General features: G+C 33.2%; 29 protein-coding genes. 26 read left to right on the top strand and 3 right to left on the bottom strand.

The features are described 5' to 3' along the window. Positions 1–2 precede the first annotated feature (2 nt). Positions 3–1,532, bottom strand: a complete 1,530-nt coding sequence (locus tag CVU84_08105; protein PKM94878.1) for a two-component sensor histidine kinase — start codon at positions 1,530–1,532, stop codon at positions 3–5. Position 1,533: 1 nt separating this feature from the next. Next, a complete protein-coding gene (locus CVU84_08110; GenBank protein PKM94879.1) occupies positions 1,534–2,214 on the bottom strand; it encodes a DNA-binding response regulator in 681 nt (226 codons plus the stop codon). A gap of 314 nt (positions 2,215–2,528) precedes the next feature. Here CVU84_08110 and CVU84_08115 point away from each other — a divergent pair, with 314 nt between their 5' ends. From CVU84_08115 to CVU84_08210, 20 genes are all read left to right on the top strand, one after another. After that, positions 2,529–3,350 carry a hypothetical protein gene (locus CVU84_08115; GenBank protein ID PKM94880.1) on the top strand — a complete coding sequence of 274 codons (822 nt, stop codon included), beginning with the start codon at positions 2,529–2,531 and terminating at the stop codon, positions 3,348–3,350. 489 nt (positions 3,351–3,839) lie between these two features. Continuing rightward, positions 3,840–4,133 carry a hypothetical protein gene (locus CVU84_08120; protein PKM94881.1) on the top strand — a complete coding sequence of 98 codons (294 nt, stop codon included), beginning with the start codon at positions 3,840–3,842 and terminating at the stop codon, positions 4,131–4,133. A gap of 24 nt (positions 4,134–4,157) precedes the next feature. Next, positions 4,158–4,997: a vancomycin resistance protein gene (locus CVU84_08125; GenBank protein ID PKM94882.1), complete on the top strand. Its 840-nt coding sequence runs from the start codon at positions 4,158–4,160 to the stop codon at positions 4,995–4,997. A 41-nt stretch (positions 4,998–5,038) separates the two neighbouring features. After that, positions 5,039–5,629: a hypothetical protein gene (locus tag CVU84_08130; protein ID PKM94883.1), complete on the top strand. Its 591-nt coding sequence runs from the start codon at positions 5,039–5,041 to the stop codon at positions 5,627–5,629. A gap of 20 nt (positions 5,630–5,649) precedes the next feature. Continuing rightward, the gene (locus tag CVU84_08135) at positions 5,650–6,093 is read left to right on the top strand and encodes a hypothetical protein (protein ID PKM94884.1); all 444 of its coding nucleotides are present in this window, start codon (positions 5,650–5,652) and stop codon (positions 6,091–6,093) included. Positions 6,094–6,231: 138 nt separating this feature from the next. Further along, entirely contained in the window at positions 6,232–6,615 is a 384-nt protein-coding gene (locus CVU84_08140; protein PKM94885.1) for an ACT domain-containing protein, read from the top strand. Between the two features lie 57 nt (positions 6,616–6,672). Continuing rightward, positions 6,673–7,185, top strand: a complete 513-nt coding sequence (locus CVU84_08145) for a GNAT family N-acetyltransferase (protein ID PKM94886.1) — start codon at positions 6,673–6,675, stop codon at positions 7,183–7,185. Positions 7,186–7,269: 84 nt separating this feature from the next. Then, entirely contained in the window at positions 7,270–7,950 is a 681-nt protein-coding gene (locus CVU84_08150; GenBank protein PKM94887.1) for a hypothetical protein, read from the top strand. After that, entirely contained in the window at positions 7,943–8,326 is a 384-nt protein-coding gene (locus CVU84_08155; GenBank protein ID PKM94888.1) for a hypothetical protein, read from the top strand. The genes CVU84_08150 and CVU84_08155 overlap by 8 nt, the downstream gene beginning before the upstream one ends. A 224-nt stretch (positions 8,327–8,550) precedes the next feature. Then, complete coding sequence (locus tag CVU84_08160; protein PKM94889.1) at positions 8,551–9,939, top strand: tyrosine phenol-lyase; 1,389 nt, start codon at positions 8,551–8,553, stop codon at positions 9,937–9,939. 230 nt (positions 9,940–10,169) lie between these two features. Beyond that, on the top strand, positions 10,170–11,678 hold the full coding sequence (locus CVU84_08165; GenBank protein ID PKM94890.1) for a sodium-dependent transporter: 1,509 nt from the start codon (positions 10,170–10,172) through the stop codon (positions 11,676–11,678). A 14-nt stretch (positions 11,679–11,692) separates the two neighbouring features. After that, positions 11,693–11,815, top strand: coding sequence for a hypothetical protein (locus CVU84_08170; GenBank protein PKM94891.1), 123 nt, complete (start codon positions 11,693–11,695; stop codon positions 11,813–11,815). Positions 11,816–12,036: 221 nt separating this feature from the next. After that, positions 12,037–12,897, top strand: a complete 861-nt coding sequence (locus tag CVU84_08175; GenBank protein ID PKM94892.1) for a hypothetical protein — start codon at positions 12,037–12,039, stop codon at positions 12,895–12,897. 114 nt (positions 12,898–13,011) lie between these two features. Beyond that, positions 13,012–13,830, top strand: a complete 819-nt coding sequence (locus CVU84_08180) for a phosphoesterase (protein ID PKM95011.1) — start codon at positions 13,012–13,014, stop codon at positions 13,828–13,830. A gap of 52 nt (positions 13,831–13,882) precedes the next feature. Next, entirely contained in the window at positions 13,883–14,647 is a 765-nt protein-coding gene (locus CVU84_08185; GenBank protein ID PKM94893.1) for a hypothetical protein, read from the top strand. Positions 14,648–14,726: 79 nt separating this feature from the next. Further along, positions 14,727–15,002: a hypothetical protein gene (locus tag CVU84_08190; protein ID PKM94894.1), complete on the top strand. Its 276-nt coding sequence runs from the start codon at positions 14,727–14,729 to the stop codon at positions 15,000–15,002. 267 nt (positions 15,003–15,269) lie between these two features. Next, positions 15,270–15,941, top strand: a complete 672-nt coding sequence (locus tag CVU84_08195) for a DNA-binding response regulator (protein ID PKM94895.1) — start codon at positions 15,270–15,272, stop codon at positions 15,939–15,941. 1 nt (position 15,942) lies between these two features. Then, positions 15,943–16,956, top strand: a complete 1,014-nt coding sequence (locus tag CVU84_08200; GenBank protein PKM94896.1) for a hypothetical protein — start codon at positions 15,943–15,945, stop codon at positions 16,954–16,956. 165 nt (positions 16,957–17,121) lie between these two features. Next, complete coding sequence (locus CVU84_08205) at positions 17,122–17,892, top strand: ABC transporter ATP-binding protein (GenBank protein PKM94897.1); 771 nt, start codon at positions 17,122–17,124, stop codon at positions 17,890–17,892. After that, positions 17,885–19,861: a cell division protein FtsX gene (locus CVU84_08210; protein PKM94898.1), complete on the top strand. Its 1,977-nt coding sequence runs from the start codon at positions 17,885–17,887 to the stop codon at positions 19,859–19,861. The genes CVU84_08205 and CVU84_08210 overlap by 8 nt, the downstream gene beginning before the upstream one ends. 94 nt (positions 19,862–19,955) lie before the next feature. Here CVU84_08210 and CVU84_08215 read toward each other — a convergent pair whose 3' ends face one another. Beyond that, complete coding sequence (locus CVU84_08215) at positions 19,956–21,170, bottom strand: FliB family protein (protein PKM94899.1); 1,215 nt, start codon at positions 21,168–21,170, stop codon at positions 19,956–19,958. Positions 21,171–21,463: 293 nt separating this feature from the next. Here CVU84_08215 and CVU84_08220 point away from each other — a divergent pair, with 293 nt between their 5' ends. The 6 genes from CVU84_08220 to flgG all read left to right on the top strand — a co-directional run bounded on the left by CVU84_08220 (position 21,464) and on the right by flgG (position 26,621). Beyond that, complete coding sequence (locus CVU84_08220; protein ID PKM94900.1) at positions 21,464–22,021, top strand: hypothetical protein; 558 nt, start codon at positions 21,464–21,466, stop codon at positions 22,019–22,021. Positions 22,022–22,083: 62 nt separating this feature from the next. Beyond that, positions 22,084–23,166, top strand: a complete 1,083-nt coding sequence (locus tag CVU84_08225) for an ATPase (protein ID PKM94901.1) — start codon at positions 22,084–22,086, stop codon at positions 23,164–23,166. Between the two features lie 263 nt (positions 23,167–23,429). After that, positions 23,430–23,690, top strand: a complete 261-nt coding sequence (gene spoIIID, locus CVU84_08230; GenBank protein ID PKM95012.1) for a sporulation transcriptional regulator SpoIIID — start codon at positions 23,430–23,432, stop codon at positions 23,688–23,690. A gap of 223 nt (positions 23,691–23,913) precedes the next feature. Then, on the top strand, positions 23,914–24,912 hold the full coding sequence (locus CVU84_08235; protein PKM94902.1) for a rod shape-determining protein: 999 nt from the start codon (positions 23,914–23,916) through the stop codon (positions 24,910–24,912). A 114-nt stretch (positions 24,913–25,026) separates the two neighbouring features. After that, a complete protein-coding gene (locus CVU84_08240; GenBank protein PKM94903.1) occupies positions 25,027–25,791 on the top strand; it encodes a flagellar basal-body rod protein FlgF in 765 nt (254 codons plus the stop codon). A gap of 17 nt (positions 25,792–25,808) precedes the next feature. Continuing rightward, positions 25,809–26,621 carry a flagellar basal body rod protein FlgG gene (gene flgG / locus CVU84_08245; protein ID PKM94904.1) on the top strand — a complete coding sequence of 271 codons (813 nt, stop codon included), beginning with the start codon at positions 25,809–25,811 and terminating at the stop codon, positions 26,619–26,621. Positions 26,622–26,634 lie beyond the last annotated feature (13 nt).

The raw sequence follows: 26,634 nt of genomic DNA on the forward strand, positions 1-26,634 counted from the left end.
CTTTACACTAGGTCGATTTCAAACCAAAATTCAACACCATTGGTTACATTTATTGCGCCGTAGCGATTATTGTGTGCGTTCATAATGTTTTTTACGATTGATAGACCTAGTCCTGAGCCTCCGTAAGATCGGGTTCTAGCATGATCAACTTTATAAAAACTTGACCAAATCTTGTCTAATGATTCTGCTGGAATTGGGATACCAGTATTGAAAACGGATATTCTTGCTTTATTGGATGTTTTTTGAAATTTAATTTTTATTTTATGCTGATCATCTACGTGATGAATGGCATTGGTCATGTAGTTCACGAGGACTTGTTCAATCCTGTCAGGATCTGCATTAATCATAATAGGTTCATCTATTTCTAATTCTAAATGAATTTCATTGCTTAATATTAGGGGTTCCATTTTACGCATAATGTCTTTGGTAAAACTACCAATGTCGAAGGTGCATTTTGAGACTGAAAAGGTTCCTGATTCCATTTGTGTTAAATCTAAAAGATCTTTCACAATAAAATCCATTTTATCTGCTTCTTCAACAATAACATCAGAATAAAAATTCTTCTTTTCCTCATCGCTAGCGATGTTCGCTTTTAAGCCTTCTGCATAACCTTGAATAAGAAAAATCGGCGTTTTAAGCTCATGGGATACATTTGAGATAAATTCTTTTCTCATGTTATCTAATTTCCGTTCTTTATCAATATCTGCTTCTAATTGTAAGTTTTTTGCATTTAGTTCATTGATCGTATCATTAAGCTTTTCTGAGAGCTTATTAATGGTATGGGACAGTTCTGCAATCTCATCATTGCCTTTTACATCTAAAATCTTAGAAAAATTTAGATCTAACATTTTTTTTGCAATTCGATTCATATCAGTAATGGGTCTTGTGAATTTTTTGGAAATAATCAATGACCATATACCAGTTATGAAAAGCGTTATGAGCCCTATGATGGCAGTGAAACTATTGGAAACAGATATACTCTCAGATATTTCTGCCATTGGAACCCAAATAAGCAAAGTAAGACCATTGTCTAAAATGGTCTGGAACCTTAAGGTATCAATCAATAAACTAGGATCTTCAACTCCTACAAAAATAGAGTTGTCATCATATTGTTCCCAGTCTTTAATTACGACAATTTTATCAGCCCTTCTACCACCATGTAAGGTCAATTGTGAACGGGTAGGAGCCTCATCAAATATAAAAAACGGATTATTATTCCCATTTAACATGCGTTGGGGTAAATTATCAGGCGTAGGGTAATATATATTACCATCTATTTGGCCTATTGTGATGGAAGCACCAATGTTTCTTTCTAAGCGATTTATTGTCATTATTGTTTCTCGATCAAAAGGACCTTCTATATTTTCAAGCAATTCATTGACCTTTTGACTATTCTCAATCAAGGACGTTTTTTTGTGATTGATATAGTATTGATTGGCAAAAACAAGGTTAGAGATATATAAAAGAATAGTAAAAAGTAAAATATTGGCAATCATATAAAAAAATAATTTTAAAAAAATGGAATTTTTCATTTTACACCTCGAATCGGTAGCCATAACCTCGGATGGTGGCTATAGCGTTTCCTTTACTTCCTAACTTAATTCTCAATCGGTTAATATGCGTATCCACCGTTCGTTCTCCACCATAGTACTCATAGCCCCACACTTGATTTAAAAGTTGTTCCCTAGAAATGACCTGTCCTAAATTTTGTGTGAGCATAAGTAATAATTCAAACTCTTTTGGACTTAAGTTGATGACTTCTCCATCTAGTGTAACTAAATGAGAAGAAGGGTCAATTTCAAGTTGGTCTAAGTAAAAAACATGCTTATTGCTGTCCAGTTTATCGATTCTTTTAAATAAGGAATTAATACGTGCGACTAGGGCTGAGGGTTTTACTGGTTTTTTAACATAATCATCTGCACCAATTTCAAAACCATGAACTTCATCAAAATCTTCACTCCTGGCTGTCAACATAATAATGGGCACATCATTCTTTTTTTTAATTTCTCTACAAACAGTCCATCCATCAAAAATAGGTAACATGACATCTAATAATACCAAGTCAATTGAGGACATTGATGCCTCATAGATTTCAATAGCCTGTTTACCATCAGCGGCTTCAAGTACATGATAGCCTTCTTTTTCTAAAAAATCTTTCAAAAGAATACGTATTTTCATTTCATCATCAACAATCAATATTGTTTTTGTATTCATAAATGACATCCTTTCATCTGTAATGGAGTTCCTTAATCAAAAGCTACTCGCCTTCTATATTCACTAGAGTTTACACTCTATCGGATTAACTTCAAAGTAATTAATCGTCTTTACCTTTAAGTATGGTTAAATTATATCAATTTCTGAAGCAGATATATAGTGATTTTTAAAATGTTGACAGAACTGTAACATAAACTCGTTTATACTGTGACGTTCATGTATGTTTTTTGTAACTTTAAGATCATATAATAAGCTTACGTTCGAAAGAACGACTAACAAAATAATGAGAAGTACAATTTGAAAGGAGAATTATTATGAACAGTAAAATTAAAACGGCTATAGGAATTATAGCAGTAGGAACATTGGTGGTATCATTAGGTACAGGTGCTTTTGCGGGTACTCATTCTAGAAATGGTTTGGGTGTAGGTAATCAAATGAATGGATTGATAAAAGACTCAACATCAGATCAAAGTACAAGAGGGTTGAGAAAAGAGGGTACAAGATTAAATGGGTTTGGTGCTAGACAAGGTAGAAATTTAAAAGGTGTAGAAGGTTGCGGCTCATTATTTGACACCGATACACTTGTAGCTGCGGGGCTGATTACTTCAACACAAGCAACAGCAATTAAGGACCTTATATCAGACAAAGAAGCTGAAAGATTAGCTGAGAGACAAGAAATAGAAAGTATGACACAAGAAGAACGTCAAGTTTATTTTGAAAATAAAGGAAATACAGTAAGAATTAATTTGCAAGAAGAATTGGTTTCAAATAATATTTTGACTCAAGATGAAATGGATAAAATTGAAGCTTATATGCAAGCAGAAAGATTAGAGCAACATCAAACAGAGCTTTCAACTGCGTTAGAATCTTTTGTCACAAATAATACAATCACACAAGCTAAAGCAGATGAAATCCTAGCTTATATGAAGGATATTAGAGTGAAGAATCAATTAGAAATGGATGCATTAAAAGGTAAAACTGCAGATGAAATAAAAGAATATTTCGATGCACAACAACCCAAAGTTGATCCATTAACATCTTTAGTAACTGACAACGTTATTACACAAGCACAAGCTGATGCGTTGAGTTCGGTATTTCATAAGGGACCACACGGTGGGAGAGGTTTAAACCGTTAAGGTTTTTTGCAGTATAAAATATATCTTATATTAACTAAAGAGAAAGGGTTGGCTCAAGAAATTTATATTTGTTTTTGAGGGCCCTTTTTTTGTTTGCTTCTTATCTATAATATTTTGTAGAATAATGTTTGGGTAATTAAAATAGCCTAGATTTTGATTGTAATTCTACATGAAATAAGTTAAAATAATGATAATTGTTAAGTAAGTGATTTATAGAGAGAATAAGAGAGTAGAGTATTTATAAGGTTTTAGAAATTAAGAGAATTGAAGTAATTACTGTCACTTTATTTAGAGTGATGATTATTCATAATAACTTTTTCTTGGTCCTTATTCTAATCAAAAATCTCTCCAATGCTTCATAAAACTACATGTATTCAGAAAACATTGACCTAGCAACTAAGAGGTATTTTTTGATGTCAACCCTTAATACGCTTAAAAAGATCGGTGCTAATTAAGCGGGGTAAAATTATAGAATGAAGGAGAAAATTGATGAAAATGAAAACGAGATGGAATATAAGCAAGCATATCATTTTTTCAATAATCATAGCGCTATTAGTTTTTCTTGCTGACTTCATTTTGCCATTAATGATGTCAAATGCAAGTATTGCAATTATAGGAGGTGCAGATGGACCAACATCGATTTATACTACGATAGATATTGCATATTTCAAACTAGTACGGTTATTTTTAAATAAGTATACGGCTATATGTATCATATTAATGCTATTGTATAAACCATTCGAGTATTTAATCAATAGAGGTTTGGTTAAAAGGAGAGAATAGTATGAGATTTGCAAAGGGGGAAGTATGGCGAGAAAACTATTTTGTGAGATTAATCCACTAACATACAAAATATCTATTTTAAAAGAAAATCTAAAACGTTATTTTACGTGGATATTTGGTGATAAGTTATATGCAAAAACATTTAACCATCATAAATTACCAGTTCTAGTATATAAGCATACGTCATTAATAAGGCGTACGTTGGGTAATGTTGATATTGAGTTACAGAACAATAAAGCAATTAACTTAAATATTGCGACTACGAAGGTCAATAATATTATCATTAGGCCAAATGAAACATTCTCATTTTGGAAATTGATAGGTGTATGCACAAGAAAAAAAGGGTATTTAGATGGCCTTATTATAAAAGGAGGTGCGGTTGATAAAGGAGTTGGGGGAGGCATGTGCCAATTCACAAATTTAATTCACTGGATGATCTTACATAGTCCATTAGATATTGTTGAACATCATCATCATAATTCCTTAGATTTGTTTCCCGATTTCAATAGACAAATACCATTTGGTATAGGTACTTCTATAATGTATAATTACCTTGATTATCAGGTTACTAATCATACAGAAAATACTTTTCAAATTAGAGTTTCAACAACTGAAACGCATTTGTGCGGAGAGCTTAGATGTTCAAACGAATTAAAATATAGTTATCATATACAAGAAGAAAGCCACTACTATTCTTATGAAGGCGATAGATATTATAGGAACAACGAGATATTCCGAGAGACAATAGATAAACAAACAGGGAATCTGATAAATAAACAATTACTCATAAAAAATCATTCAAAGGTGATGTATGATGATCAATATATACCTAAAGATAAAATTAGAGTAAAAATGAATGGATAAGTTTTTAGAAAATAAAATTCATTTATAAAGGAGAAACATATATGCAACTTTTTTCAGAACTTATGCTTGGTTTGAAAGTATCGATAGGAATTGCGTTTATTTCATTGTTAATTGGGTTAATCCCAGGAGCATTATTGTTTTGGGGTAAGACCTGTAAAATATCAATCATGAATGCTTTAGCAACTGGTATAATTGAATTAATTAAAGGGGTACCAATTCTTTTGCTACTCTCGTTTTTCTACTTTGGAGGATATAACTTAAATATGAGTGGAAATCTGTCAGCAATCGTTGTAGCATCTGTTGTTCTTGCTCTCATTGCTATGTCAGAGATTGCAAGTAAAGGGCATGTTTTAGCGCAAATACTAAATATAGAACTAAATTTTCGAAATAGTGTAAAAATCTTATTCGTTACGATAGTAAGAGAATCGGGAAGGCTTATTAACTATACTTCGCTACTATCAATAATTGGGATCAATGAGCTCCTGAGAACTGCTAAAGTTATTTCAACGTCTGAACATAATTCTCAAGTATTCATTTGGGCGATAGGTATTTATTTATGTATACATATTATAATAAAAGTGATCTATAGTGGATTGGTAAAGGGATTGTTTAGTACAGAAAAAACAACTTAAATGAAAAGGGGATATATGAAATGAATAGAAAAGTTGAAGCGATACAAAATTTTGACAATGGATTTAATTGTAGTCAAGCAGTTTTGAGTGTGTTTTGTGAAGAATTAGGCTTAAGTAAGGAAGTGGCTTTGAAAATTTCTACTGGATTTGGTGGAGGTATGAGAAGAGGGGAAGTGTGTGGAGCGGTTACAGGTGCAATTATGGCAATTGGACTTAAAAACGGGCACTTTATTGAAGGTGATACAGATTCTAAAGCCAAAGCCTATGAAATAACAAAGCAATTTGAATTAAAATTTGAAGAATTGAATGGATCGATCATTTGCAAACAATTGTTAGGATATGATATCACGATTGAAAACGAATTGAAAATGATTAAGGAAAAGACGTTATTCGACATGATATGTCCTAAAATGATTGAGGATTCGATTAATATATTAGAAGATTTGTTATTGGATAAGGAATAAATGAAATAGCTATTGACGTTACATATCAAAAGGATGGAAATTATTTGTCAAAAATGATAATTTACAGCTTGATAAAACAGAGAAACAAGAAGTGGATACATTCATGTAATCGTAGAATTAAAGGAGTGATGACTATATATGGGAGAAAAACGATCTCTATGTGTTCTAAGTGAAAAGTTTTGTGTTAATCGACTAGATCCTAGCGAAGAAATACCTAATTGGGTAAGGAAGAGTAATTGGTACTCCATTACCGTTACAGATGAAGAACTATCAATTGTATGTGAGGAATCAGTAGTTCCAGATGATGTGAAGACAGAAGGAGGTTGGAGATGTATAAAGGTAATTGGACCTTTAGAATTTGGGCAAATTGGTATATTAGCAGGGATAAGTAAGATATTGGCAGAAAAGAATATTAGTATATTTGTTGTTTCTACCTACGATACGGATTATATATTAATTAAGGAAAACACGTTAGATAAGACATTAGCTGCCTTGGTAGCTAATGGGTATGATGTGAAATAGATTTCGTTGATAATCATCAATAGCAAAGGCTGACCATGAGAAAGGGAGAAAATAAGCATGGATGGATATATGTTTGAACTAAGAGAGTGGAACGAAAATGATAAAGATAGTATTACATATTACGCGAACAATAAGAAAATTGCAGATAATTTAAGAAATGTTTTTCCCAATCCATATACAGAAGAGCACGCATTGTTCTATATTAGAATGTGTCTTAACGAAAGTACCCCCCAAAAATGTGTCAAAGCAATTGTTGTAGATGGTAAAGCAGTTGGTAGTATAGGTATCTTTATTAAAGATGATGTATATTGCAAAAGTGCGGAACTAGGTTATTGGCTTGGAGAAGAGTTTTGGGGAAAGGGTATTATGACAGAAGCAATAAAAGAGATTTGTAATTATGCATTTGCAAAATATGATATCGTAAGGATATTTGCAGAACCATTTGCAGAAAATCAGGGATCAAGAAGAGTCCTTGAAAAAGCTGGGTTTGAACTTGAAGGAATATCAAAAAAAAGTGTATTTAAAAATGGGAAGATATCGGATTCCTGTATTTATGCAATTACACGATAAATTTATCACCCATTTTTAAGGAAAAGAAACATTATTACGCAACCGAATGCGGAGGTTTTGCAACATTGACAAAAGGTGGTGCTTATGGAAACAGAATTTGATTTCACATCGTATATTCAATTGGTAGATTTTCTAGGTGCATGCTTTGGAGACAATACAGAAGTTGTGTTACATAGCTTCGATGATTTGAACCATTCAGTTATTGCAATTTGCAATGGACATATTAGTGGAAGAATTATAGGTGCACCATTAACAAGCTTTGCTTTATCAAAATTAAAAGATAAAGGAAAAGAAGGACCACCATATTATTTAAATTACCTTGGAATGTCAAAGAACAATACCAAATTAAGATCTAATAGTTTTTTTATTTTAGATAAGCAAGGAAATCCAAGAGGAATGCTTTGCGTGAACACTGATGTGAGTAAGTATCAACAAGCAGCTGATTTATTGCAAAAATTGGCATTTATTCCAGCATTAATATCTGATGAGAAGGATAACAATAATATTGAAGCCTTTCAATCATCACCAAAGGATATGATCAATGGAATTATTAATGATGTGACTCATTCAGTGGGTATAGCAGCTGAACGCTTAACTGTTGATGAAAAAATAGAAATTGTAAGGCGACTCAATGAAGAAAAGTTTTTCTTAATTAAAGGAACGGTAAGTCAGGTTGCAATTATGCTAGGAATTTCTGAAGCGACAGTGTATAGGTATTTGAGTAATATAAATAAAAAAATGAAGATGGAGAAAATATATGAGTAAAAAAATAATTAATGCAGCAGCTGCACCAGCAGCAATTGGACCATATTCACATGCAATTGATACAGGTTTAGGCTTGATATTTACATCGGGGCAAATTCCTGTAAATCCAGAGACTGGTGAATTAGTAGAAGGTGGAATTGAGGCTCAAACAGAACAAGTATTTGCAAATTTAAAAATAGTGCTTGAAGAAGCTGGAACCTCTTTTGATAAGGTTGTAAAAGCAACAGTGTTTTTACAAGATTTAAAAGATTTTGTAACAGTGAATGGCATATATGGAAAATATCTTGGAACTGATTCGCCAGCACGTTCAGCCGTTCAAGTGGCTGGTCTTCCAAAAGGTTCCTTAGTAGAAATTGAAGTGATTGCATTAAGCTAGTACCAAAGGTTATAAAAATGAAGAAGTTGCCCTATTTTTGTTGAATACATACAAAAATAGGGCATTTATTTTTCTCATTTTGTCATATTGACATAATGGATAAAAGAGTATATAGTTAGTTGCATGATAGTAATTTCTTATCAATATAAAAAAATCTTAGAAGATAAAAAAATTGTATGCATCAAAAAAATCACATAATCAATATCATCACGGAGGAATTTATCATGTCGAATGCAAAGCATCCAGCAGAACCATTTAAAATTAAAATGGTAGAACCACTTAATATTACAACACTAGAACAAAGAAAACAGGCATTAGAAGAAGCCGGTTACAATCCCTTTTTATTAAAATCAAAAGATGTTTATATTGATTTATTAACAGATAGTGGAACTGGTGCAATGAGCGATAATCAATGGGCGGGTATCATGTTAGGTGATGAGTCCTATGCGGGAAGTAGAAATTACTATAATATTTGTGACGCAGTGAAAGATATTTTTGATTATAATTTTGTAGTGCCTACTCATCAAGGTAGAGGAGCTGAACAAGTATTATTCCCTCTATTACTAAAACCAGGCCAATATGTATGTAGTAATCATCATTTTGATACAACAAAAGCTCACGTAGAAATATCAGGAGCAAAAGCGAGAAACTTCTTAGTTCCAGAAGCAACTGATACAGCTACATATTTTGATTTTAAAGGTAACTTTAACATTCCAGCATTAGAAGCTTTTATGGAAGAAGTTGGAGCTGATAACGTTGCATTCTTTATTATGACTGTAACCAACAATTCAGCAGGTGGTCAACCCGTTTCAATGGCTAACATGAAGGAATTAAAAAGAGTAGCAGATAAGTATGGTAAGAAAATTGTTGTGGATTCAGCTAGATTTGCAGAAAATGCTATGTTTGTTAAGCAAAGAGAAGCTGGCTATGAGAATATCTCAGTAAAAGAAATCATTAAAGAGATGTACTCCTACGCTGACATGTTGACCATGAGCGCTAAAAAAGATGCTATCGTTAATATGGGTGGGATGATCGCAATAAAAACAGATGAGGATGTATTCAGAGGGGCTCAAGCACGTTGTGTACCTATGGAAGGCTTTGCAACTTATGGTGGATTATCTGGAAGAGATATGGAAGCACTTGCCAGAGGTTTATATGAAGGTATAAATGAAGATTATTTACAATACCGATTAGGTCAAATCAAATACTTAGGTGATAAATTAATGGAAATTGGGGTTCCAATTCAATATCCAACTGGTGGTCACGCAGTTTTTGTTGATGCAAGAAGAATTTTACCACATATTCCGGGTGCAGAATTTCCAGCACAAGCACTATGTAATGCTTTGTACTTAGAATCCGGCGTTAGGGCTGTTGAAATAGGTTCGTTTTTACTTGGTAGGAATCCTGAAACGGGACAACAAGAAGAGGCGGCACTTGATTTGGTACGATTAACCATACCAAGAAGAGTATACACTCAAAGCCATATGGATGAAATTGTAGAAGGCTTTCAGAAAGTAATGGATAAAAAAGGTGAGTTAACAGGCTTAACTTTTAGCTATGAACCACCAGTATTAAGACATTTCCTTGCAAGATTAATACCACTTGATAAATAATATTGACTTACAATTTACTTTGAAGATTATAAGGCTCTCTCCTATCTTAATAGCTTTACCTATATTAGATTTGAGAGAGCTTATTTAAGTTTTGCTGTTTTTGGTTAATAGTTCTCCATATGAAATTGGAAAAGCGGCGATAAGTAAACAATCAAGAAATAATAAAAAGTATATCTTTTAGGTAAGCTATAACAAGACATTATATAAGATTATCAAGGAGGAAGCTGATAATGAGAGAAAATTGGCAAAGCAGAAAAGGGTTTATTTTTGCAGCAGCTGGGGCAGCTATAGGTTTAGGGAATCTATGGAGATTTCCGTTTCAGGCTTATAAAAATGGTGGAGGTGCTTTTCTTTTACCATATTTCGTAGCACTGATTACCTGTGCGATACCATTGATGATAATGGAGTACGCTTATGGTAGGAAAATACGTGGTGGATCTGTTATGGCATTCTCAAAATTAAACAAGAAATATGAGGTTGTTGGTTGGATTCAGGTAATGGTACCCATTATCGTAATGACTTATTACTCTGCTATTATTGCTGTATCAGTCATTTTTATGGTTTATTCTCTAGGACATGCCTTTGGTATGATTAATTGGCTTTCAGATCCAGGACCTATTATGGGTATGGTAACTGGAAGCGCAGAAAGTGCCTTAGACTTAGGTGCTGGTATGAGTATTTATATATTAATTGCAGTTATTGCGGTGTGGTTTTGTAATTGGCTTATTGTAAAAAAAGGTATTTCTGGTGGAATTGAGAAAATGTCAACCATTTTCACACCTATGTTAATGGTACTAATGATTATATTCATGATAAATGCTGTTCGTTTAAATGGTGCTAGTATAGGATTAGAAGCACTTTTTAAACCGGATTTCTCAAAGATTTTAAGTCCAAGTATTTGGGTATCTGCTTACGCACAAGTGTTTTTCTCAACAACTTTAGCAGTAGGCGTAATGATAGCCTATGGTTCCTACCTACATGAAAAAGCAGATATTGTTAATAGTGCATTCATTACTGTTTTTGCGAATTCAAGCTTTGACCTCATTGCTGGGGTACTCGTATTCTCAACATTAGGATACTTAGTAAATACAATGGGTATTGATTTTACCGCTTTTGGTACAGGCGCAGGAGTCGCATTTATAGCCTTCCCAATTGCCATATCAACAATGTCGACAAATGTAGTGATTCAAGGGTTATTAGGTTTCGTATTCTTCTTTTGTTTGTTTATTGCAGGTTTATCCTCCAGTATTTCCATGCTCGAATCCTTTGCAACTGCTGCACTAGATAAATTCAATATATCCAGAGGAAAACTTGTTACAATTATTTCAATTGTTGGCTTCGCTGGAAGTACTTGCTTCGCAAGTTATGCAGGCTTTAACTATATCTTAGATATTGTAGATGCCTATGTTGGAAATATTATCATTGCTGGGTTAGGCTTAGTAGAAGTTATTCTGATTAGCTATGTTTATGGAACTAGTAAGTTGAGAGAGGAAGCAAATGCTTATTCAGACTTTAAAGTTGGTAAGTGGTGGGATTATTTATTAAGATACTTTACACCTCTGTTACTAGGAGCTGTTGTAATAACAAATCTATTTAACTTAATTACAGGTTTGTTTAATCAAGATTCTGTTGGAGTGATTTCTAATATCGCATTTGGTTGGGGAACTGTAGTTCTAATGATTGGTGCATCAATTGTATTCTATAAGAAAAAATGGACTGCAGACGCACAAAATGAATAATTGGAGGGATTGATATGTCAACAAGTGCTATATTAATGATGGTTATAGGATGTGGAACAGTTTGGGGCGGAACAGTCGTTACAATTATTATCGCTCTAAATGTGGAAAAGAAAAAGCTTAAAAAAGAGGCAAATTAGTTAAGTAGTAAAAATGAAATAACTTGGAAAAATTAAGCAGGAAGAAATATAGAAAGAAATAAAGGAAGATATATAATCTCTAAGGGTATTCTACATGATAATTTCATGATCAGAATACCCTTATATGTTTTGCTTATTCACGAATTATGCTATAATGGTAACGGATTACTGTACAAGGAAAGTAGGTGCTTTACGGTAGGATTTCTACTTAGGAGGTTTATATGCAAATAGAAGTTATTCAAATACAAGAAGGTATTTCAAATGCCACATTAACGGCATATATTCACGATTCATCCATTGATGAAAGCGGTCCAATTATTAGACCGGCAATCGTAATATTCCCAGGTGGAGCATATGTAGGAATCACAGAAAAAGAAGCTGACCCTGTTGCTATGAAATTTCTTGGAGCGGGTTACCATGTTTTTATCCTGAAGTATTCAATCGGGATAGGGATAGCAAGATTTCCGGCACCATTTATAGATGCAGCAAGAGCAATGATGCTTATACGAGAAAATGCTAGAAGATGGTGTGTAGACTCAGACAAAATAGGATTATGTGGATTTTCTACAGGGGGGCATGTAGCAACCGTCTTAGCGACTAGTTGGCAGGATGCATATTTATCAGATACTTTAAATGCAGATAATCAATTGTTTAAACCAAATGCATTAATCTTAGGTTATCCATTATTAGATATATATCAATTTATGAAGAAGAATCTGGAGAAGTCACCAAAGATGGAACCTCTTATAGAGATGATGGTTAGCTCTTCTTATGGAACATTAAATCCAAGTAAAGCGGTTATGGACGAATGGAATTGTAAGGACCTAGTGTCAAAACATATGCCGCCAACTTTTTTGTGGACAACTGTCGAAGATAATATAGTTGATGTGGAGGAAAGCCTAGAATTTGTTAAAACCTTAGCAGCGAAGAATGTTTCTTTTGAGTTTCACCTATTTGAAAAAGGTGCCCATGGCATATCATTAGGTGATGAAACAGTAGGCTATTCAGAGCTTGATATGAAAAACCATGGGAATGCAAATAAATGGTTAGAATTGGCAGTGAGTTGGTTGAAGCATCAATGAAACACCAATGGAAAGTAAGATTGAATTCTGAATATGAATAGGGTATACTAAGCGAATCAAATCGGGAACATACATATAAACCAATACCTTGGAGAGCATATGATGAGTAAGAAAATGAATAAAAAGTTAGTAACTATAATTGTATTTGTTACAATCATGATCGGTTTTTTATATCAACAGAATAATGCCATTGATATTAGTAGATTGGAAATCTCGTCAGAGGATATTCCAGATGCATTTAATGGATATAAAATACTTCAAATATCGGATTTACACAGTAAGGAATTTGGGGAAAATCAGAAGAGGCTTGTAAAAAAAATTCTAGATGAGGATCCCGATGTAATCTTAGTTACAGGGGATGCGATTGATTCTAAAAATTACGATGAAGATGTATGTATTCAATTATTTTCACAGGTAATAGACCTTGTACCTATTTACTTTGTCACAGGAAACCATGAAGCTTGGTCAAATACCTTTGACGAATTTGAAAAACGATTGATTGATGTTGGGGTAATCGTATTAAGAAATGAGAGTAAATTAATTAATATCGAAGATAGTAGTATTTTAATAGTAGGTGTTGATGATCCAGACATCCAACAGGGTAGCAACATGAAAACGCTACTTGATGATATGGATGCATTATTTGCTGAAAACTACACGCTTTTACTATCTCATAGACCAGAATTAATTGATATCTATTCTGAAAGTGATATAGATTTGGTGTTTAGTGGTCATGCACATGGAGGACAAGTAAGATTACCTATGATAGGGGGGTTAATTGCACCGGATCAAGGTTGGTTTCCTAAATTTACAAGCGGAATTTATCATAAAAACAATACTACAATGATTGTAAGTAGAGGTTTGGGAAACAGTATTATTCCTCAAAGGATATTTAACAAACCAGAATTAATTCTAGTTACGTTAACGAAATAGGAGAAAAAAGGATATAATAAAGCAAAACATAGTATATACAAAGGAATCGCAAATGAAGAATAAAAAACTTTTTTATATTATAGGGGCCACTTTAATAACGATTTTTCTACTTTACATAACGGATCAAATATTACATTTAAATTATGTATCTAAGGTAATGGTTAAGATCATACTATTTTCGTTATTTCCAATCATTTATATCATTTGGACCAAAGATAATTTTGTGAAGGACTCCTTTTTTCATTTACAAGGCAAGTTCTACATAAGCAATTGGAAAAGCGGCAGGAAGGTAACGAGGATTTTAACTCAGCGAAGCCGATTTTCTTGTGACAAGAAAAGATTTAGTGTTAAGTTAAGTTATATCTTAGGAGTTCTCATATTTATTATTATCATAGTCGCATTTCATTGGTTTAGACAATATATGAATATAGAGGTTTTGATATTTGAATTTGAAGAAAAATATAAAATAAACAAATTAAATATAGTATATTATGGTATTTATCTTGCCTTGATAAATTCCTTGCTTGAGGAGTTTTTCTTTAGAGGTTTTATTTTTTTAAGCCTCAAAAAAATAGGTATGAAACGAGTTGCTTATTTAACAAGCTCAATAGCGTTTGCAATATATCATGTGGGTAACTTTCAAAATTGGTTTAACATCTGGGTATTTGTTTTGGCAACAACGGGTCTTTTTATTGGTGGTATGATTTTTAATTATTTAGATGATCATGAGAATACCTTTTTAAATAGCTGGTATGTGCATATATGTGCAGATTTAGCACTTGTTGGTATTGGACTAAGTATCTTTCAGGTGATTTGATTGGCTACTTAGTTGTTTGAATAATAAGTAGATTAGAATCGAATAATAATTGATGAGACTATCAATTAAGGAGATTCAAATGAATAAAAAAATTTTTAAAAACACTTATATAGAGGATCATGAAATTAGTAAAGAAGCTTTTGCTAATAACGATAAGGATAGTGCTATAGAAAATAATAAAAATGATTTAGCTAGTAACCAAGGCAATTCAGGTATTAAGGATATAAAAATGGGTGAAGAAAAATCTAAGATTGAATTGGAATATCAAATGAGGTCTGAAAGAGTTGAAAGAGATGAAGAAAATCCAATGTATGATGCTTCTGATGAGCCTTTTGGTGCCCCAGATAGATTTTAATCGAAGGCGTAGGTTTATAAAATTGACTTAGAAAATGCAAAGCACACTAAACTACATGAATTGTAGGAAGGGTGCTTTATGTATTTCTAACTATCTATCAAGATGTTGAAAAAGTGAATGGTGGGTAATGAAGGGTTTGACTCGTAGTTTTTCTGTATGTCAAGATAATGGGATTTTCTCGATTGCATTAATCAAGTTAATATTCTATACTAGTAATAAGATTTGGACATGTTAAGAAAGGCTTGGAGCTAGAAAGAGGAGTTTATTATGTATAAGATTTTAATAATTGAAGATGATTTGGTGATTGCAAATTCGTTGAAAAATCACTTGTGCAAATGGGAATTTGAGATTGCAATTGTGGCTGATTTTAAACGAGTACTTGAGGAATTTATTCAGTTTGATCCACAAGTTGTATTGATGGATATATCTTTGCCATATTTCAACGGCTATCATTGGTGTAGCGAAATACGGAAATTATCCAAAGTACCAATTGTTTTCATCTCTTCGTCAAATGAAAATATGAACATCGTAATGGCGATGAATATGGGTGGGGATGATTTTATTGCAAAACCATTTGATTTAACGGTCGTAGTTGCGAAGATTCAAGCGATGATTCGACGTACATATTCTTTTCAAGGGCAAATAAATGTTATAGAGCATAACGGTGTGATGCTTAACATAAGTGATGCGTCGTTAACCTATCAAAATGAAAAAGTTAATCTCACAAAAAACGAGTTTAGAATTCTGCAAATACTATTGGAACATACCAATAATGTCGTCAGCCGGGATGCCATTATGGAGCGGCTCTGGGAAAGTGAGAGTTTTATAGATGATAATACGTTAACCGTTAATGTGACACGATTACGCAAAAAAATAGAAGATATAGGTCTAGAAAAATTTATTTTAACCAAAAAGGGAATTGGATATATGGTGACTTGATATGAAAATAAGTTCAATTGGGTATGTGATAATCGCCTATCTCAAAAATCATTATAAAATTTTGTTGTTCTATTGCGTTTGGAGTATGATTTTTGTTATAGTATTTTTTCTCTATAACGTGCCATTAGAATCAGTTTCTTATGCTATGCTTTTGTCTACAATTGGGGCAATTGTATATTTAGGTTTTGATTTTGTTGCCTTTTATAAAAGACATAAAGAATTGATGAAACTAATGGATAGCATACCAATTCACTTAGAATCGTTGCCAGAAACAAATGCGTTAATTGAAAAGGATTATCAGAATTTATTAATGGGATTGTATCAAGACAAAATTAAACATATCTCTCAATGGAGTATATCTATGACTGATATGATGAATTACTATACACTTTGGACTCATCAAATAAAAACACCCATTGCAGCCATAAAATTGCTTCTGCAAGAATCTGATCACGTACAAAATGCGGAGGCATTGCAAGAGTTATTTAAAATTGAACGTTATGTAGAATTGGCAATCCAGTATGCACGGCTTGAAAGTATTTCCTCTGACTTAATGCTTGAAACCTATAGTTTGAATCAAATTGTTAAACAAGCGATTAAAAAATATTCAATTATCTTTATTCATAAAAAGATCAAGTTAGAATTTGAAGAACTAAACGATACAGTGTTAACGGATGAGAAGTGGCTGATATTTGTCATTGAACAAATACTATCAAATGCCTTAAAGTATACAGCAACGGGTACCATCTCAATCTATATGGATCCAAACACTGAAAAGACCCTTATTATTGAGGATACAGGGATTGGAATTCAGGCAGAAGATCTTCCAAGAGTTTTTGAAAAAGGCTTTACTGGCTATAACGGACGAATGGATAAGAAATCTACTGGTATTGGACTTAATTTGTGTAAGCAAATTTTAGATAAGCTGTCTCATAAAATATCCATCACGTCTCAAGTAGAGGTTGGGACACAGGTTAGGTTAGATCTTTCAACGGCTAAAACATTTATAGAATAAACGGTATTTCAAAGCGAAAAGTCAATCTTACGAAATTGTAAGGTTAAAGAGAGGAATGTAAGCCACATCTATGGTAAACCATTCCTTTTTTTATTATGATAGAGTTCATGTAGTAAATAGAAAAGCTTATGAAATATGATATAGTCAAAAATGGAGGAAGTAAAAATGTCATCGTTATTAGAAGTGAAAAACTTAAAGAAAATATACACAACGAGATTTGGAAGTAACCATGTTCAAGCGCTCAGCAATGTAACTTTTTCGGTAGAAGAAGGAGAATACGTAGCCATTATGGGAGAGTCCGGCTCGGGTAAGACCACGTTACTCAATATTTTAGCTTCATTGGACAAACCAACAAGTGGGGAGGTAATGTTAGGGGGTAAAAATATTGGTTCTATTAAAGAAAGTGAAGTTTCTGCTTTTCGCAGAAACAATCTTGGATTTGTATTTCAAGATTTCAATTTGCTCGATACGTTCTCAGTTATCGACAATATCTTTTTACCTCTTGTACTTTCAAGAAAATCCTACAGTGAGATGGATGCTGCATTAAAACCAATTGCTAAAAAGCTAGGTATTGAAGAAATTCTTGCCAAATATCCTTATGAAGTATCGGGTGGAGAAAAACAGAGAACTGCTATTGCTAGAGCATTGATTACAAATCCCAAATTAATTTTAGCAGATGAGCCAACAGGTGCACTGGATTCCAAGTCCACCGAACATTTACTCAAATTGTTTTCGAAAATTAATCAAGAGGGCCAAACGATTCTGATGGTTACTCATAGTACGAGGGCAGCAAGTCATGCAAATAGAGTTCTATTCATTAAAGATGGAGAAGTATTTCATCAGCTATATAAGGGTGCACATTCTGATGAAGAAATGTATCAAAAAATATCTGATACGTTAACATTACTGGCAACTGGGGGTGTAAAAATTGAATAAAGCATTTTACCCCAAGCTTGCGTGGACAAATTTAGTTAAAAATAAAATTACCTACTTGCCATATTCTCTCGCATGTATTTGTTCTATTGCCATGTTCTACATCATGCACTCAATTTCTATCAATATGGGCATTAACAACATACCAGGGGCTATGGAAGTTGAAAAAATTCTTGGGCTAGGAACCGTTGTTGTAGGTGTGTTTTCTGTGATTTTCTTATTTTATACAAATAGTTTTTTAATGAAAAGACGCAAGAAAGAAATAGGTCTTTACAATATATTAGGGATGGGAAAAAACCATATTGCCAAAATGTTGTTTTTTGAAACAGTTTTTATAAGTACGAGTTGTATAATAGTGGGATTGATTTGCGGTGTTCTTTTTAGTAGACTTATTTTTCTGTTATTACTTAAAGCCTTAAGCTTCAAGATACCATTTGTTTTTGTCATTTCAATGGCATCCGTGAAAATCACTGCTATTTTATTCCTTGGTATTTTTTGTATAACCATGCTGACCAATCTTATGCATATACGGTTGGCTAAGCCAATTGAGCTATTAAAGGGTGGGCAAGTGGGAGAGAAAGAACCAAAAACAAAATGGCTAATGGTTATTTTGGGAATTCTATCCCTTGGTACTGGATATGGGATAGCACTACTAGTTGAATCACCTTTGCTTGCGATCACCTTGTTTTTTGTTGCAGCGTTACTTGTTATATTTGGCACATATTCACTCTTTACGGCAGGAAGCATTGTCTTGTTGAAAAAGCTAAGAAAAAACAAAAAATTCTATTATCAAATCAACCATTTTACATCCGTTTCAAGCATGATCTATAGGATGAAGCAAAATGCTGTAGGACTTGCAAGTATTTGTATTCTAAGCTCCGCGGTACTGGTTATGCTGTCTACTACGGTATCCCTTTATATTGGAATGGATGACGCGTTAAATTCAAGATTCCCGCAGGATGTCATGGTTCAGTATAATAATGCAAAACAAGAAAACATTGAAAAAATAGACCAAATCATAAATGATCAAAAAAATAGAACAACGGTTACAATGAGTGATGAGATCTCTTATCATTATTTATCTCTAATATCAAGACAAGAGGATACAAGTTTTACGACAGTTGAGGGTTCTCCTTATACAGATGCAGGATTTAATCTTTTGACTGTGCTAACGATTGATGAATACAATAAAATGGAGAACAAAGACATTGAGCTTTCATCAAACGAAGTGCTGATCTATTCGAACAGTGATGCGTATAGCTATGATGAAATTTATATAAATCAAATTCCATTTAGAGTCAAAGATGAAATTCACAATATTAAAATTGAGGAAAAAAGCCCAGTTGTCATTTTGAAAGGTTACTATTTGATTGTGAAGGATATTGATACCATTCGTACCATATATGAAGGTGCTTTCAATAAAGAATTTCAAAATCTTGATTATTTTGTAGGCTTTAATGTTGAGGGAGAAGATGCAGATTTATCCACTTTTATCAATGTATTAAATCAAGAATTAAAGAATGAAGTTGACACTTCGATTTATGTGGATTGCAAGCAACTAAGAAGAGAGTCTTTCTTTACATTGTACGGTGGACTATTATTTCTTGGAATATTTTTGGGAACATTATTTTTAATGGCAACAACCTTGATTATTTATTACAAGCAAATATCAGAAGGTTACGACGATCAGGAACGTTACGCGATTATGCAAAAAGTAGGAATGAGTCATCAAGAAGTGAAAAAAACCATTCAAAGCCAGATTATTATGGTATTCTTCTTGCCACTTTTGGCAGCAGTGATACACATTGCAGTTGCGTTTAAAATGATCATAAGATTGCTTGCGGTCTTAAATCTTGTGAACATTCCTCTTTTCTTTGGATGCACAGTTGTGACAATACTCATTTTTGCCATCATATATGCAGTTGTCTATTCATTAACGGCAAGAGCGTACTATAAAATTGTAAAGGCATAGCTAAATATGTAAAGCATTGCGTTAAGAGACCCAGTTGAGGCTCTAATTGCAATGCTTTTACAAATTCATGGGATCATATGTGTTATATTATTTCTTAGAGCAATGCTTTAACAAATTCCATATTATCATATTCCTTCACTTTGATTTCATGGAAGAGATCATCTAGAAAGGTGTTATGATCAATTGTTTTTGCTAGAACCTGTATTAACAACACAGCATCTTCAGAAGATGCCTTTTTATTGTGTTTAAAAACAGCAGCTAGATAAAATCGTGTTAATAAAAAGTGTATGATTAGCATGATATAACCGTCAAACATACAGTGTGTTTGTGAAAAGGGAAACATGTTTTTAAACATAAGGTTAACCAGATCGTTTTCAAAAATATATGCATGCTCTTGAATGAAAGGATTGAGGAACTGTATCATGGATTCTTCATACTGTGAAGCTTGCTCAATGATATTACTAGAGTTGCTAAGCATAAAGGAATCTTGAACGATTTTAGTGTAAGCAACAAATTTTACGCTGTCGATTTTAGTTAAAGCATGTAGGTTTTCGATCCAGTTCTTGAATAAACGAATGAGAAGAGGTAGATTGGTAGTATTATTATCAAGGTTAGGATAAGAATCTGGATTGAAAGTTTTCAAATAAGAAATCATTGATTTTTGACTGATTTCGCTTTTTTCTTCCATATTTTCAAGGAAAGTGCCTAGGATAAGTAATCGGTGAGTCAAAGAGTATTTTCGATTCTGTATCAGTTGAATGCATTTTTCTCGAATTTCTTTGAAATATTTAATAGGGGATTGCTGATGTTCTTTTAGGCGTGTATCCACTATGCTACCAATCACATGCTTATCGAGAGGTTGCATGCTTTCTTGGAAGTGAATGCCATCAGGGTTTAGGAGGATCAGTTTAGCAGCTTCGGGGCAAGATATATAGAGGGAGACTTCATAAAAATCATCAACGGCATTGGTTACTCTTGGATAAGAGGTACATACGTTAGATAGATAGGATTCTCCAAGGGTGCGATAGATTTTACAGTAATGATCAGGATCTAAAAATGGGCAACGCATTGAAACTCCTAGACGAACTTTGCCATAATCAACAACTTCGCTATAGGAGTCTTCGTTTTTATAAACATAGGTTTTAAAAATTTCACGCATTGTTGAATCTTTTGTTCGAAAATACTGTCGAAAGGTAAGGCGGTCAATATCAACATCCCAACCAATGCAACAACTATCTTCACAAGTACCGCCAATGCATTGGAATTGTTTGAGATAGGTTGGATATACTAGTTTAATTATTTTTGTCATATCAAATTTATCTTAAGGATTCTCCTTTGAATATTTTGAAGTTTAATAATTGTAAGGTTTATATACATTAGTTACATTCTATACTATTTTGATTGAAAATGCCAATGGAATTGCAGCATGGTAATCGAACTAATAGAAAACGATACCTATGATGGATAGTTCTTCTTTCTTGTGTCTACATACTTATAGCAATGTAAGAAAATTGCTGGTAGAAAAGGCAGGCTACATGTTAATATAGTATTATACAATATATTGCTTATATAGTTAATAACTATGAATGGAGAGTGCGATTTATGAAAGGAAAAGGATTATTTTGTATTAGAAATGTCATTATTTCATTTTTTGTTTTTATGGCTATGTATTACCTAATCAGTTTTAGCCCTATTGGCTTGGCAAAATTAACTGAAATAACCAATGGAAATAGTATTTTAGATATGGAAATGGGCGGTTATACAGTCGATCAAGCCTATGAAATATTGACTGCTCTTGGTGAAGAGGGTAGAGGATTTGAGATGAAATACATCATTCCAATTGATTTTCCGTTTCCTTTAGCGTATGGAATATTCTACTTTATGTTACTTAGTACATTAGCAAAGGGTATCTTTAGTAAGATGAAAAAGCCATGGTTAATAGGTTTAATAGGCTTTGGTGCAACGATTTTCGATTGGCTTGAAAATGCTATGATCATACAGCTATTAAATAATTATCCTCAGCAACTTCAAGATGTAGCAAAATTAGCAAACATATTCACAAGATTAAAAAGTACTTTTATAACAATCAGTATGTTTTTAATTGTTATAGGATTTGTGGTATTTATGGTGAAAAGATTTCTACCTAAATCCAATACATAGGACTCACAGTTGATTGCTATAGGGCATATAATAATCATAAGGTTAACATCGAGGAAATTTATATGCTTTATGGCAAGATTAAGCATTTATTTCCAGGAGGAAACACATCTCTTGGGTTTTTTAGCTATTACTCAGACGTTATGACACAGGAAGAAGCAGATAGACTGATCATTATCAAAGGTGGACCTGGTGTTGGGAAATCAACTTTCATGAAAAAAGTAGGAGAAGAAATGCTCCAAAAAGGTTATGACGTTGAATTTTTACACTGTTCTTCAGACAACAATTCTTTAGATGGTATTAAAATACCTATGCTAGGAATCGCTTTTATTGATGGAACAGCACCCCATGTTGTTGATCCTAAGAGTCCGGGAGCAGTAGATGAAATACTTAATTTTGGTGAGTTTTGGAATGATGAAGGCATAAGAATCCATAAAGATGAGATTTTAGAAATTACAAAAAAAACAAGTGCTGTATTTGCTAGGGCTTATAAATATTTAAAAGCAGCTTATGCCATTTATGAGGACACGACTGTTATCAATAATATGGCATTAAAAAAAGGTCAGTTAAATGTTTTTACAACAGATTTGATCAATGAAATCTTTTCGAAAAGTGACATATCGAAAAATGAGGGCAAACAAAGAAGTCTTTTTGCAAGTGCTATCACACCTAGAGGATTGTGGAATTTTCTTGACAGTTTATTAACTGTCGAAAATGTCTATGAATTAAAAGGTGGTATAGGAACATGTGAAGAAAGAATACTGGAAAAAATAAAATCTGCTGCCTTGGAGAGAGGATACTTTGTAGAAGCTTATTATTGTGCATTAAATCCATATAAGGTTGAGCATTTAGTGATTCCACAGTTAAATGTTGCAATTACAACTTCAAATGAATATCACACGTCTACAATATATAAATATAAAACAATTGAACTAATACAGTTTTATAAGGAAGAGATTCTTGAATACTATCAAGAAGATCTCAATCAAAACAAAGTAGAATTTAATCAGCTAGTGGCCATTGCTTTGCAAACCATTAGCAGGGCTAAAGCACTTCATGATAAACTTGAAACGTTTTATATACCAAATGTTAACTTTTTAGCGATTGATGATTGCTATGAAAAAATAATGGAGAAAATCATGAAATAGCTTGTATCAATGGCTTTAAATAAAAGGAGACAGCTACACAAATAATAGTTGTAGTTGACTTGGTTAATTTAACCGAATGGAAGCGAAGCTTGCATTCGATTACGAAACCGTAGCGAATTCGGAGGTTTTGTAACATTGACATTGTACAAATTGTTTTCATCATTCATATAGAGAAGCATAAATAAACTGCATATCCCCCCACCCCTTTTCATATACATGAAATAAAGAATCTCATGTTTGAGGACCATGTGGGGGGACCTATGTTGAAACAGTATATTGAAGAACGAGCCATAGACATTGCCAATTACATAATTGAAGCCAACGCAACGGTTAGACAAACCGCGAAGAAGTTTGGTATATCAAAAAGTACGGTACATAAAGATGTAACTGAAAGATTAACGCAGATAAATCCATTACTTGCCAATGAGGCAAGAAAAGTATTAGAATTTAATAAAGCAGAAAGACATATTCGTGGTGGGTTAGCTACTAAAGCAAAGTATTTGGAAATAACTCACAGACTATAAAAACACTATAAAACAATGAATTTAAGAGTTCCTGAAGGCGAAAACACGCTTTTGGGAAATTTTTTTTACATTTTATAAAAATTTCCTTTGAAAAAAATGCATTATTGTATATAATATAGAATAGAACGACATTTAGAGGGAATTTTTTAATCCTTTTATTATAGAAGTAATCTCTAAGGGTTTCGTTATGGGATACTATAAAATTTCAGGAAGGTGAAAGGTAATGTTTGGAGCAGATATTGGAATTGATTTAGGTACGGCAAATGTACTGGTATATATTAAAGGAAAGGGAGTTGTACTAAGAGAGCCCTCAGTCGTTGCGATAGATCGTGATAATAATAAAATTTTAGCTGTTGGACAAGAAGCTAGAAGAATGCTAGGAAGAACTCCTGGTAATATTGTTGCCATTAGACCTTTAAGACAAGGCGTTATTTCGGATTATACAGTAACAGAAAAAATGCTTAAATATTTTATTGCAAAAGCAGTTGGTAGAAGATTTAGAAAACCAAGAATTACTGTATGTGTACCAAGTGGAGTTACTGAAGTAGAAAAAAGAGCTGTAGAAGAAGCTACATACCAAGCAGGTGCTAGAAAGGTTAATATCATTGAAGAGCCAATTGCAGCTGCTATTGGAGCGGGCATTGATATTAGCAAGGCTTGTGGAAGTATGGTAGTAGATATCGGAGGCGGAACTTCAGATATCGCTGTCATTTCACTAGGTGGCGTTGTAGCAAGTACATCGATTAAAATTGCAGGCGACAACTTTGATGAAGCAATTGTTAGATTCATGAGAAAAAAACATAATTTACTTATTGGTGAAAGAACTGCTGAAGATATTAAAATCAATATTGGTACAGCATTTAAGAGACCAGATTCATTAACAATGGACGTTCGAGGAAGAAACTTAATTACTGGTCTACCAAAGACAATTACAGTTACATCAGAAGAAACAGAGGAAGCTTTAAGAGAGTCTACTTCTAAGATTGTTGAAGCAGTACATGGAGTATTAGAAAGAACCCCTCCAGAACTTGCGTCAGATATTGCTGACCGTGGAATAGTACTTACGGGAGGCGGAAGCTTATTACAAGGGCTCGAACAGTTAATTGAGAGTAAGACAGGAATTTCCGTAATTACTGCCGAAGATCCATTAACTTGTGTAGCAATTGGAACAGGAAAGTATGTAGAATATTTAGCAAGTCAAAAGTCAGATTTTTATAATTAAATTAATATGAAGCAAAAGACTAGTTCTTTTGCTTTTTTTAATTTTTAGGGTTAATTAATATTGCATTTTGTACGATAAATATTTAGAAGCATAAATGAATAAGAGGTGAACCAGATGTTAAGAGGACTATACACTGCATATACAGGGATGTTGGCACAGCAACAAAAGATGGATACGATATCAAATAATTTAACTAATGCCAATACGGCTGGTTATAAGAGAGAAGCTGTAATGTTTGAATCCTTCAATGATGTATATATGGTTAAAATTAATGATCCTGAGCAAGCTGGTAATAAAATAATTGGAAAAGGTTCTCTAGGAGTTAAGGTTGGGGAGTCATTTACCAATTACGAGCAAGGCTCTTTGCAGCAAACAGACATCCCTTTAAATCTGGCACTTAACGGTTCAGGAATGTTTGTTGTTGGATCTCTGGATGCACAGGGAAACATCCAAGAAAAATACACAAGAGATGGATCTTTTGGATTAAATAAAGATCGCCAAATAGAAAATAAGGATGGACTTTTACTTCTAGGCGAAAATGGACCAATTACGGTAGGAAGTGCAGACGTAAGAATTACAGAAGATGGGAATGTTTTTGAGGGTGAAACCTTTATAGATAAAATTAAAACTATAGATTTTGAAAATATACAATCTCTTAAAAAGCTAGGTGGTAACATCTTTGAAGCAGCAGATAATACCACTACAAAAGTTTATGATGGAAAAATCGCTCAAGGCTTTATAGAAAACTCAAATGTAAGCTCTATTGAAGAAATGATACATATGATTAATGTTATGAGGACTTATGAAGCTAATCAAAAGATAATTACAACCTATGATGCAACATTGGACAAGTCAGTAAATGAAATTGGACGACTATAAAATAAGAGGTGATATAAATGTTAAGATCTCTATGGACAGCGGCATCAGGAATGAAGTCCCAACAAATGTATGTTGATTCTATCGCACACAATTTAGCGAATGTTAATACTGTTGGTTACAAAAAAGAGAGTATGGAATTTAAATCTCTTTTATATGAAACGTTAAGAGCGTCTGGAGTAGACGCTGAGGGAAATGGATCACCAGTAAGTCTGCAAGTAGGACATGGTGTAAGAGCTAGTGCCAATGTTAAAAATTTTACACAGGGAAGTATTGAAACAACTAATAATCCCTTGGATTTTTCAATTGATGGAAACGGTTTTTTTGTGGTTCAAGGTCTTAACGAAGAAAAATTATATTCAAAAGACGGAGCCTTCAAAATATCTATTATGGAGGATGCAATTAGATTAACAACCTCTGATGGTTACGCAGTACTTAACTCAGAAGGAGAACCAATAGAATTTGATACTACCTTTACGCCAAGTAAGTTAGTAATAAGCGCACTTGGAGAAATTGGCTACATGACTGATGAAGGTGTTGAGGATTTAGGAGTGACTATGGGTATGGCACAATTTCGAAATGTTGCTGGGCTTGATGCAATTGGAGGAAACTTTTACAAAGCTACCGGAGCATCAGGAGAAGCAATTTTAGAATCGGAAGATGATGAATTAAAGAAGAGCAAAATTATGCAAGGCACATTAGAATCCTCAAACGTAGCAGTAGTGGATGAGATGGTTAAAATGATTGTCGCTCAAAGAGCATATGAATTAAACTCAAAGGCTATTACAACCTCAGATGAAATGCTTGGAATGGCAAATAATTTAAAAAGATAATAGACTCTAATTA

The organism is Firmicutes bacterium HGW-Firmicutes-1, assembly GCA_002841625.1.
In the GTDB taxonomy this organism is placed as follows: Bacteria; Bacillota; Clostridia; order Lachnospirales; family Vallitaleaceae; genus HGW-1.

Excerpts from the sequence above, each read along its gene's own strand:
- CVU84_08225 (PKM94901.1), top strand. The coding sequence starts at position 22,084 with ATGCTTTATGGCAAGATTAAGCATTTATTTCCAGGAGGAAACACATCT.
- CVU84_08120 (PKM94881.1), top strand. The coding sequence starts at position 3,840 with ATGAAAATGAAAACGAGATGGAATATAAGCAAGCATATCATTTTTTCA.
- flgG (PKM94904.1), top strand. The coding sequence starts at position 25,809 with ATGTTAAGATCTCTATGGACAGCGGCATCAGGAATGAAGTCCCAACAA.
- CVU84_08175 (PKM94892.1), top strand. The coding sequence starts at position 12,037 with ATGCAAATAGAAGTTATTCAAATACAAGAAGGTATTTCAAATGCCACA.
- CVU84_08220 (PKM94900.1), top strand. The coding sequence starts at position 21,464 with ATGAAAGGAAAAGGATTATTTTGTATTAGAAATGTCATTATTTCATTT.
- CVU84_08205 (PKM94897.1), top strand. The coding sequence starts at position 17,122 with ATGTCATCGTTATTAGAAGTGAAAAACTTAAAGAAAATATACACAACG.
- CVU84_08160 (PKM94889.1), top strand. The coding sequence starts at position 8,551 with ATGTCGAATGCAAAGCATCCAGCAGAACCATTTAAAATTAAAATGGTA.
- CVU84_08115 (PKM94880.1), top strand. The coding sequence starts at position 2,529 with ATGAACAGTAAAATTAAAACGGCTATAGGAATTATAGCAGTAGGAACA.
- CVU84_08145 (PKM94886.1), top strand. The coding sequence starts at position 6,673 with ATGGATGGATATATGTTTGAACTAAGAGAGTGGAACGAAAATGATAAA.
- CVU84_08185 (PKM94893.1), top strand. The coding sequence starts at position 13,883 with ATGAAGAATAAAAAACTTTTTTATATTATAGGGGCCACTTTAATAACG.
- CVU84_08235 (PKM94902.1), top strand. The coding sequence starts at position 23,914 with ATGTTTGGAGCAGATATTGGAATTGATTTAGGTACGGCAAATGTACTG.
- CVU84_08125 (PKM94882.1), top strand. The coding sequence starts at position 4,158 with ATGGCGAGAAAACTATTTTGTGAGATTAATCCACTAACATACAAAATA.
- CVU84_08200 (PKM94896.1), top strand. The coding sequence starts at position 15,943 with ATGAAAATAAGTTCAATTGGGTATGTGATAATCGCCTATCTCAAAAAT.
- CVU84_08165 (PKM94890.1), top strand. The coding sequence starts at position 10,170 with ATGAGAGAAAATTGGCAAAGCAGAAAAGGGTTTATTTTTGCAGCAGCT.
- CVU84_08135 (PKM94884.1), top strand. The coding sequence starts at position 5,650 with ATGAATAGAAAAGTTGAAGCGATACAAAATTTTGACAATGGATTTAAT.
- CVU84_08195 (PKM94895.1), top strand. The coding sequence starts at position 15,270 with ATGTATAAGATTTTAATAATTGAAGATGATTTGGTGATTGCAAATTCG.
- CVU84_08190 (PKM94894.1), top strand. The coding sequence starts at position 14,727 with ATGAATAAAAAAATTTTTAAAAACACTTATATAGAGGATCATGAAATT.
- CVU84_08110 (PKM94879.1), bottom strand. The coding sequence starts at position 2,214 with ATGAATACAAAAACAATATTGATTGTTGATGATGAAATGAAAATACGT.
- CVU84_08150 (PKM94887.1), top strand. The coding sequence starts at position 7,270 with ATGGAAACAGAATTTGATTTCACATCGTATATTCAATTGGTAGATTTT.
- CVU84_08155 (PKM94888.1), top strand. The coding sequence starts at position 7,943 with ATGAGTAAAAAAATAATTAATGCAGCAGCTGCACCAGCAGCAATTGGA.
- CVU84_08130 (PKM94883.1), top strand. The coding sequence starts at position 5,039 with ATGCAACTTTTTTCAGAACTTATGCTTGGTTTGAAAGTATCGATAGGA.
- CVU84_08140 (PKM94885.1), top strand. The coding sequence starts at position 6,232 with ATGGGAGAAAAACGATCTCTATGTGTTCTAAGTGAAAAGTTTTGTGTT.
- CVU84_08180 (PKM95011.1), top strand. The coding sequence starts at position 13,012 with ATGAATAAAAAGTTAGTAACTATAATTGTATTTGTTACAATCATGATC.
- CVU84_08215 (PKM94899.1), bottom strand. The coding sequence starts at position 21,170 with ATGACAAAAATAATTAAACTAGTATATCCAACCTATCTCAAACAATTC.
- CVU84_08240 (PKM94903.1), top strand. The coding sequence starts at position 25,027 with ATGTTAAGAGGACTATACACTGCATATACAGGGATGTTGGCACAGCAA.
- CVU84_08105 (PKM94878.1), bottom strand. The coding sequence starts at position 1,532 with ATGAAAAATTCCATTTTTTTAAAATTATTTTTTTATATGATTGCCAAT.
- CVU84_08170 (PKM94891.1), top strand. The coding sequence starts at position 11,693 with ATGTCAACAAGTGCTATATTAATGATGGTTATAGGATGTGGAACAGTT.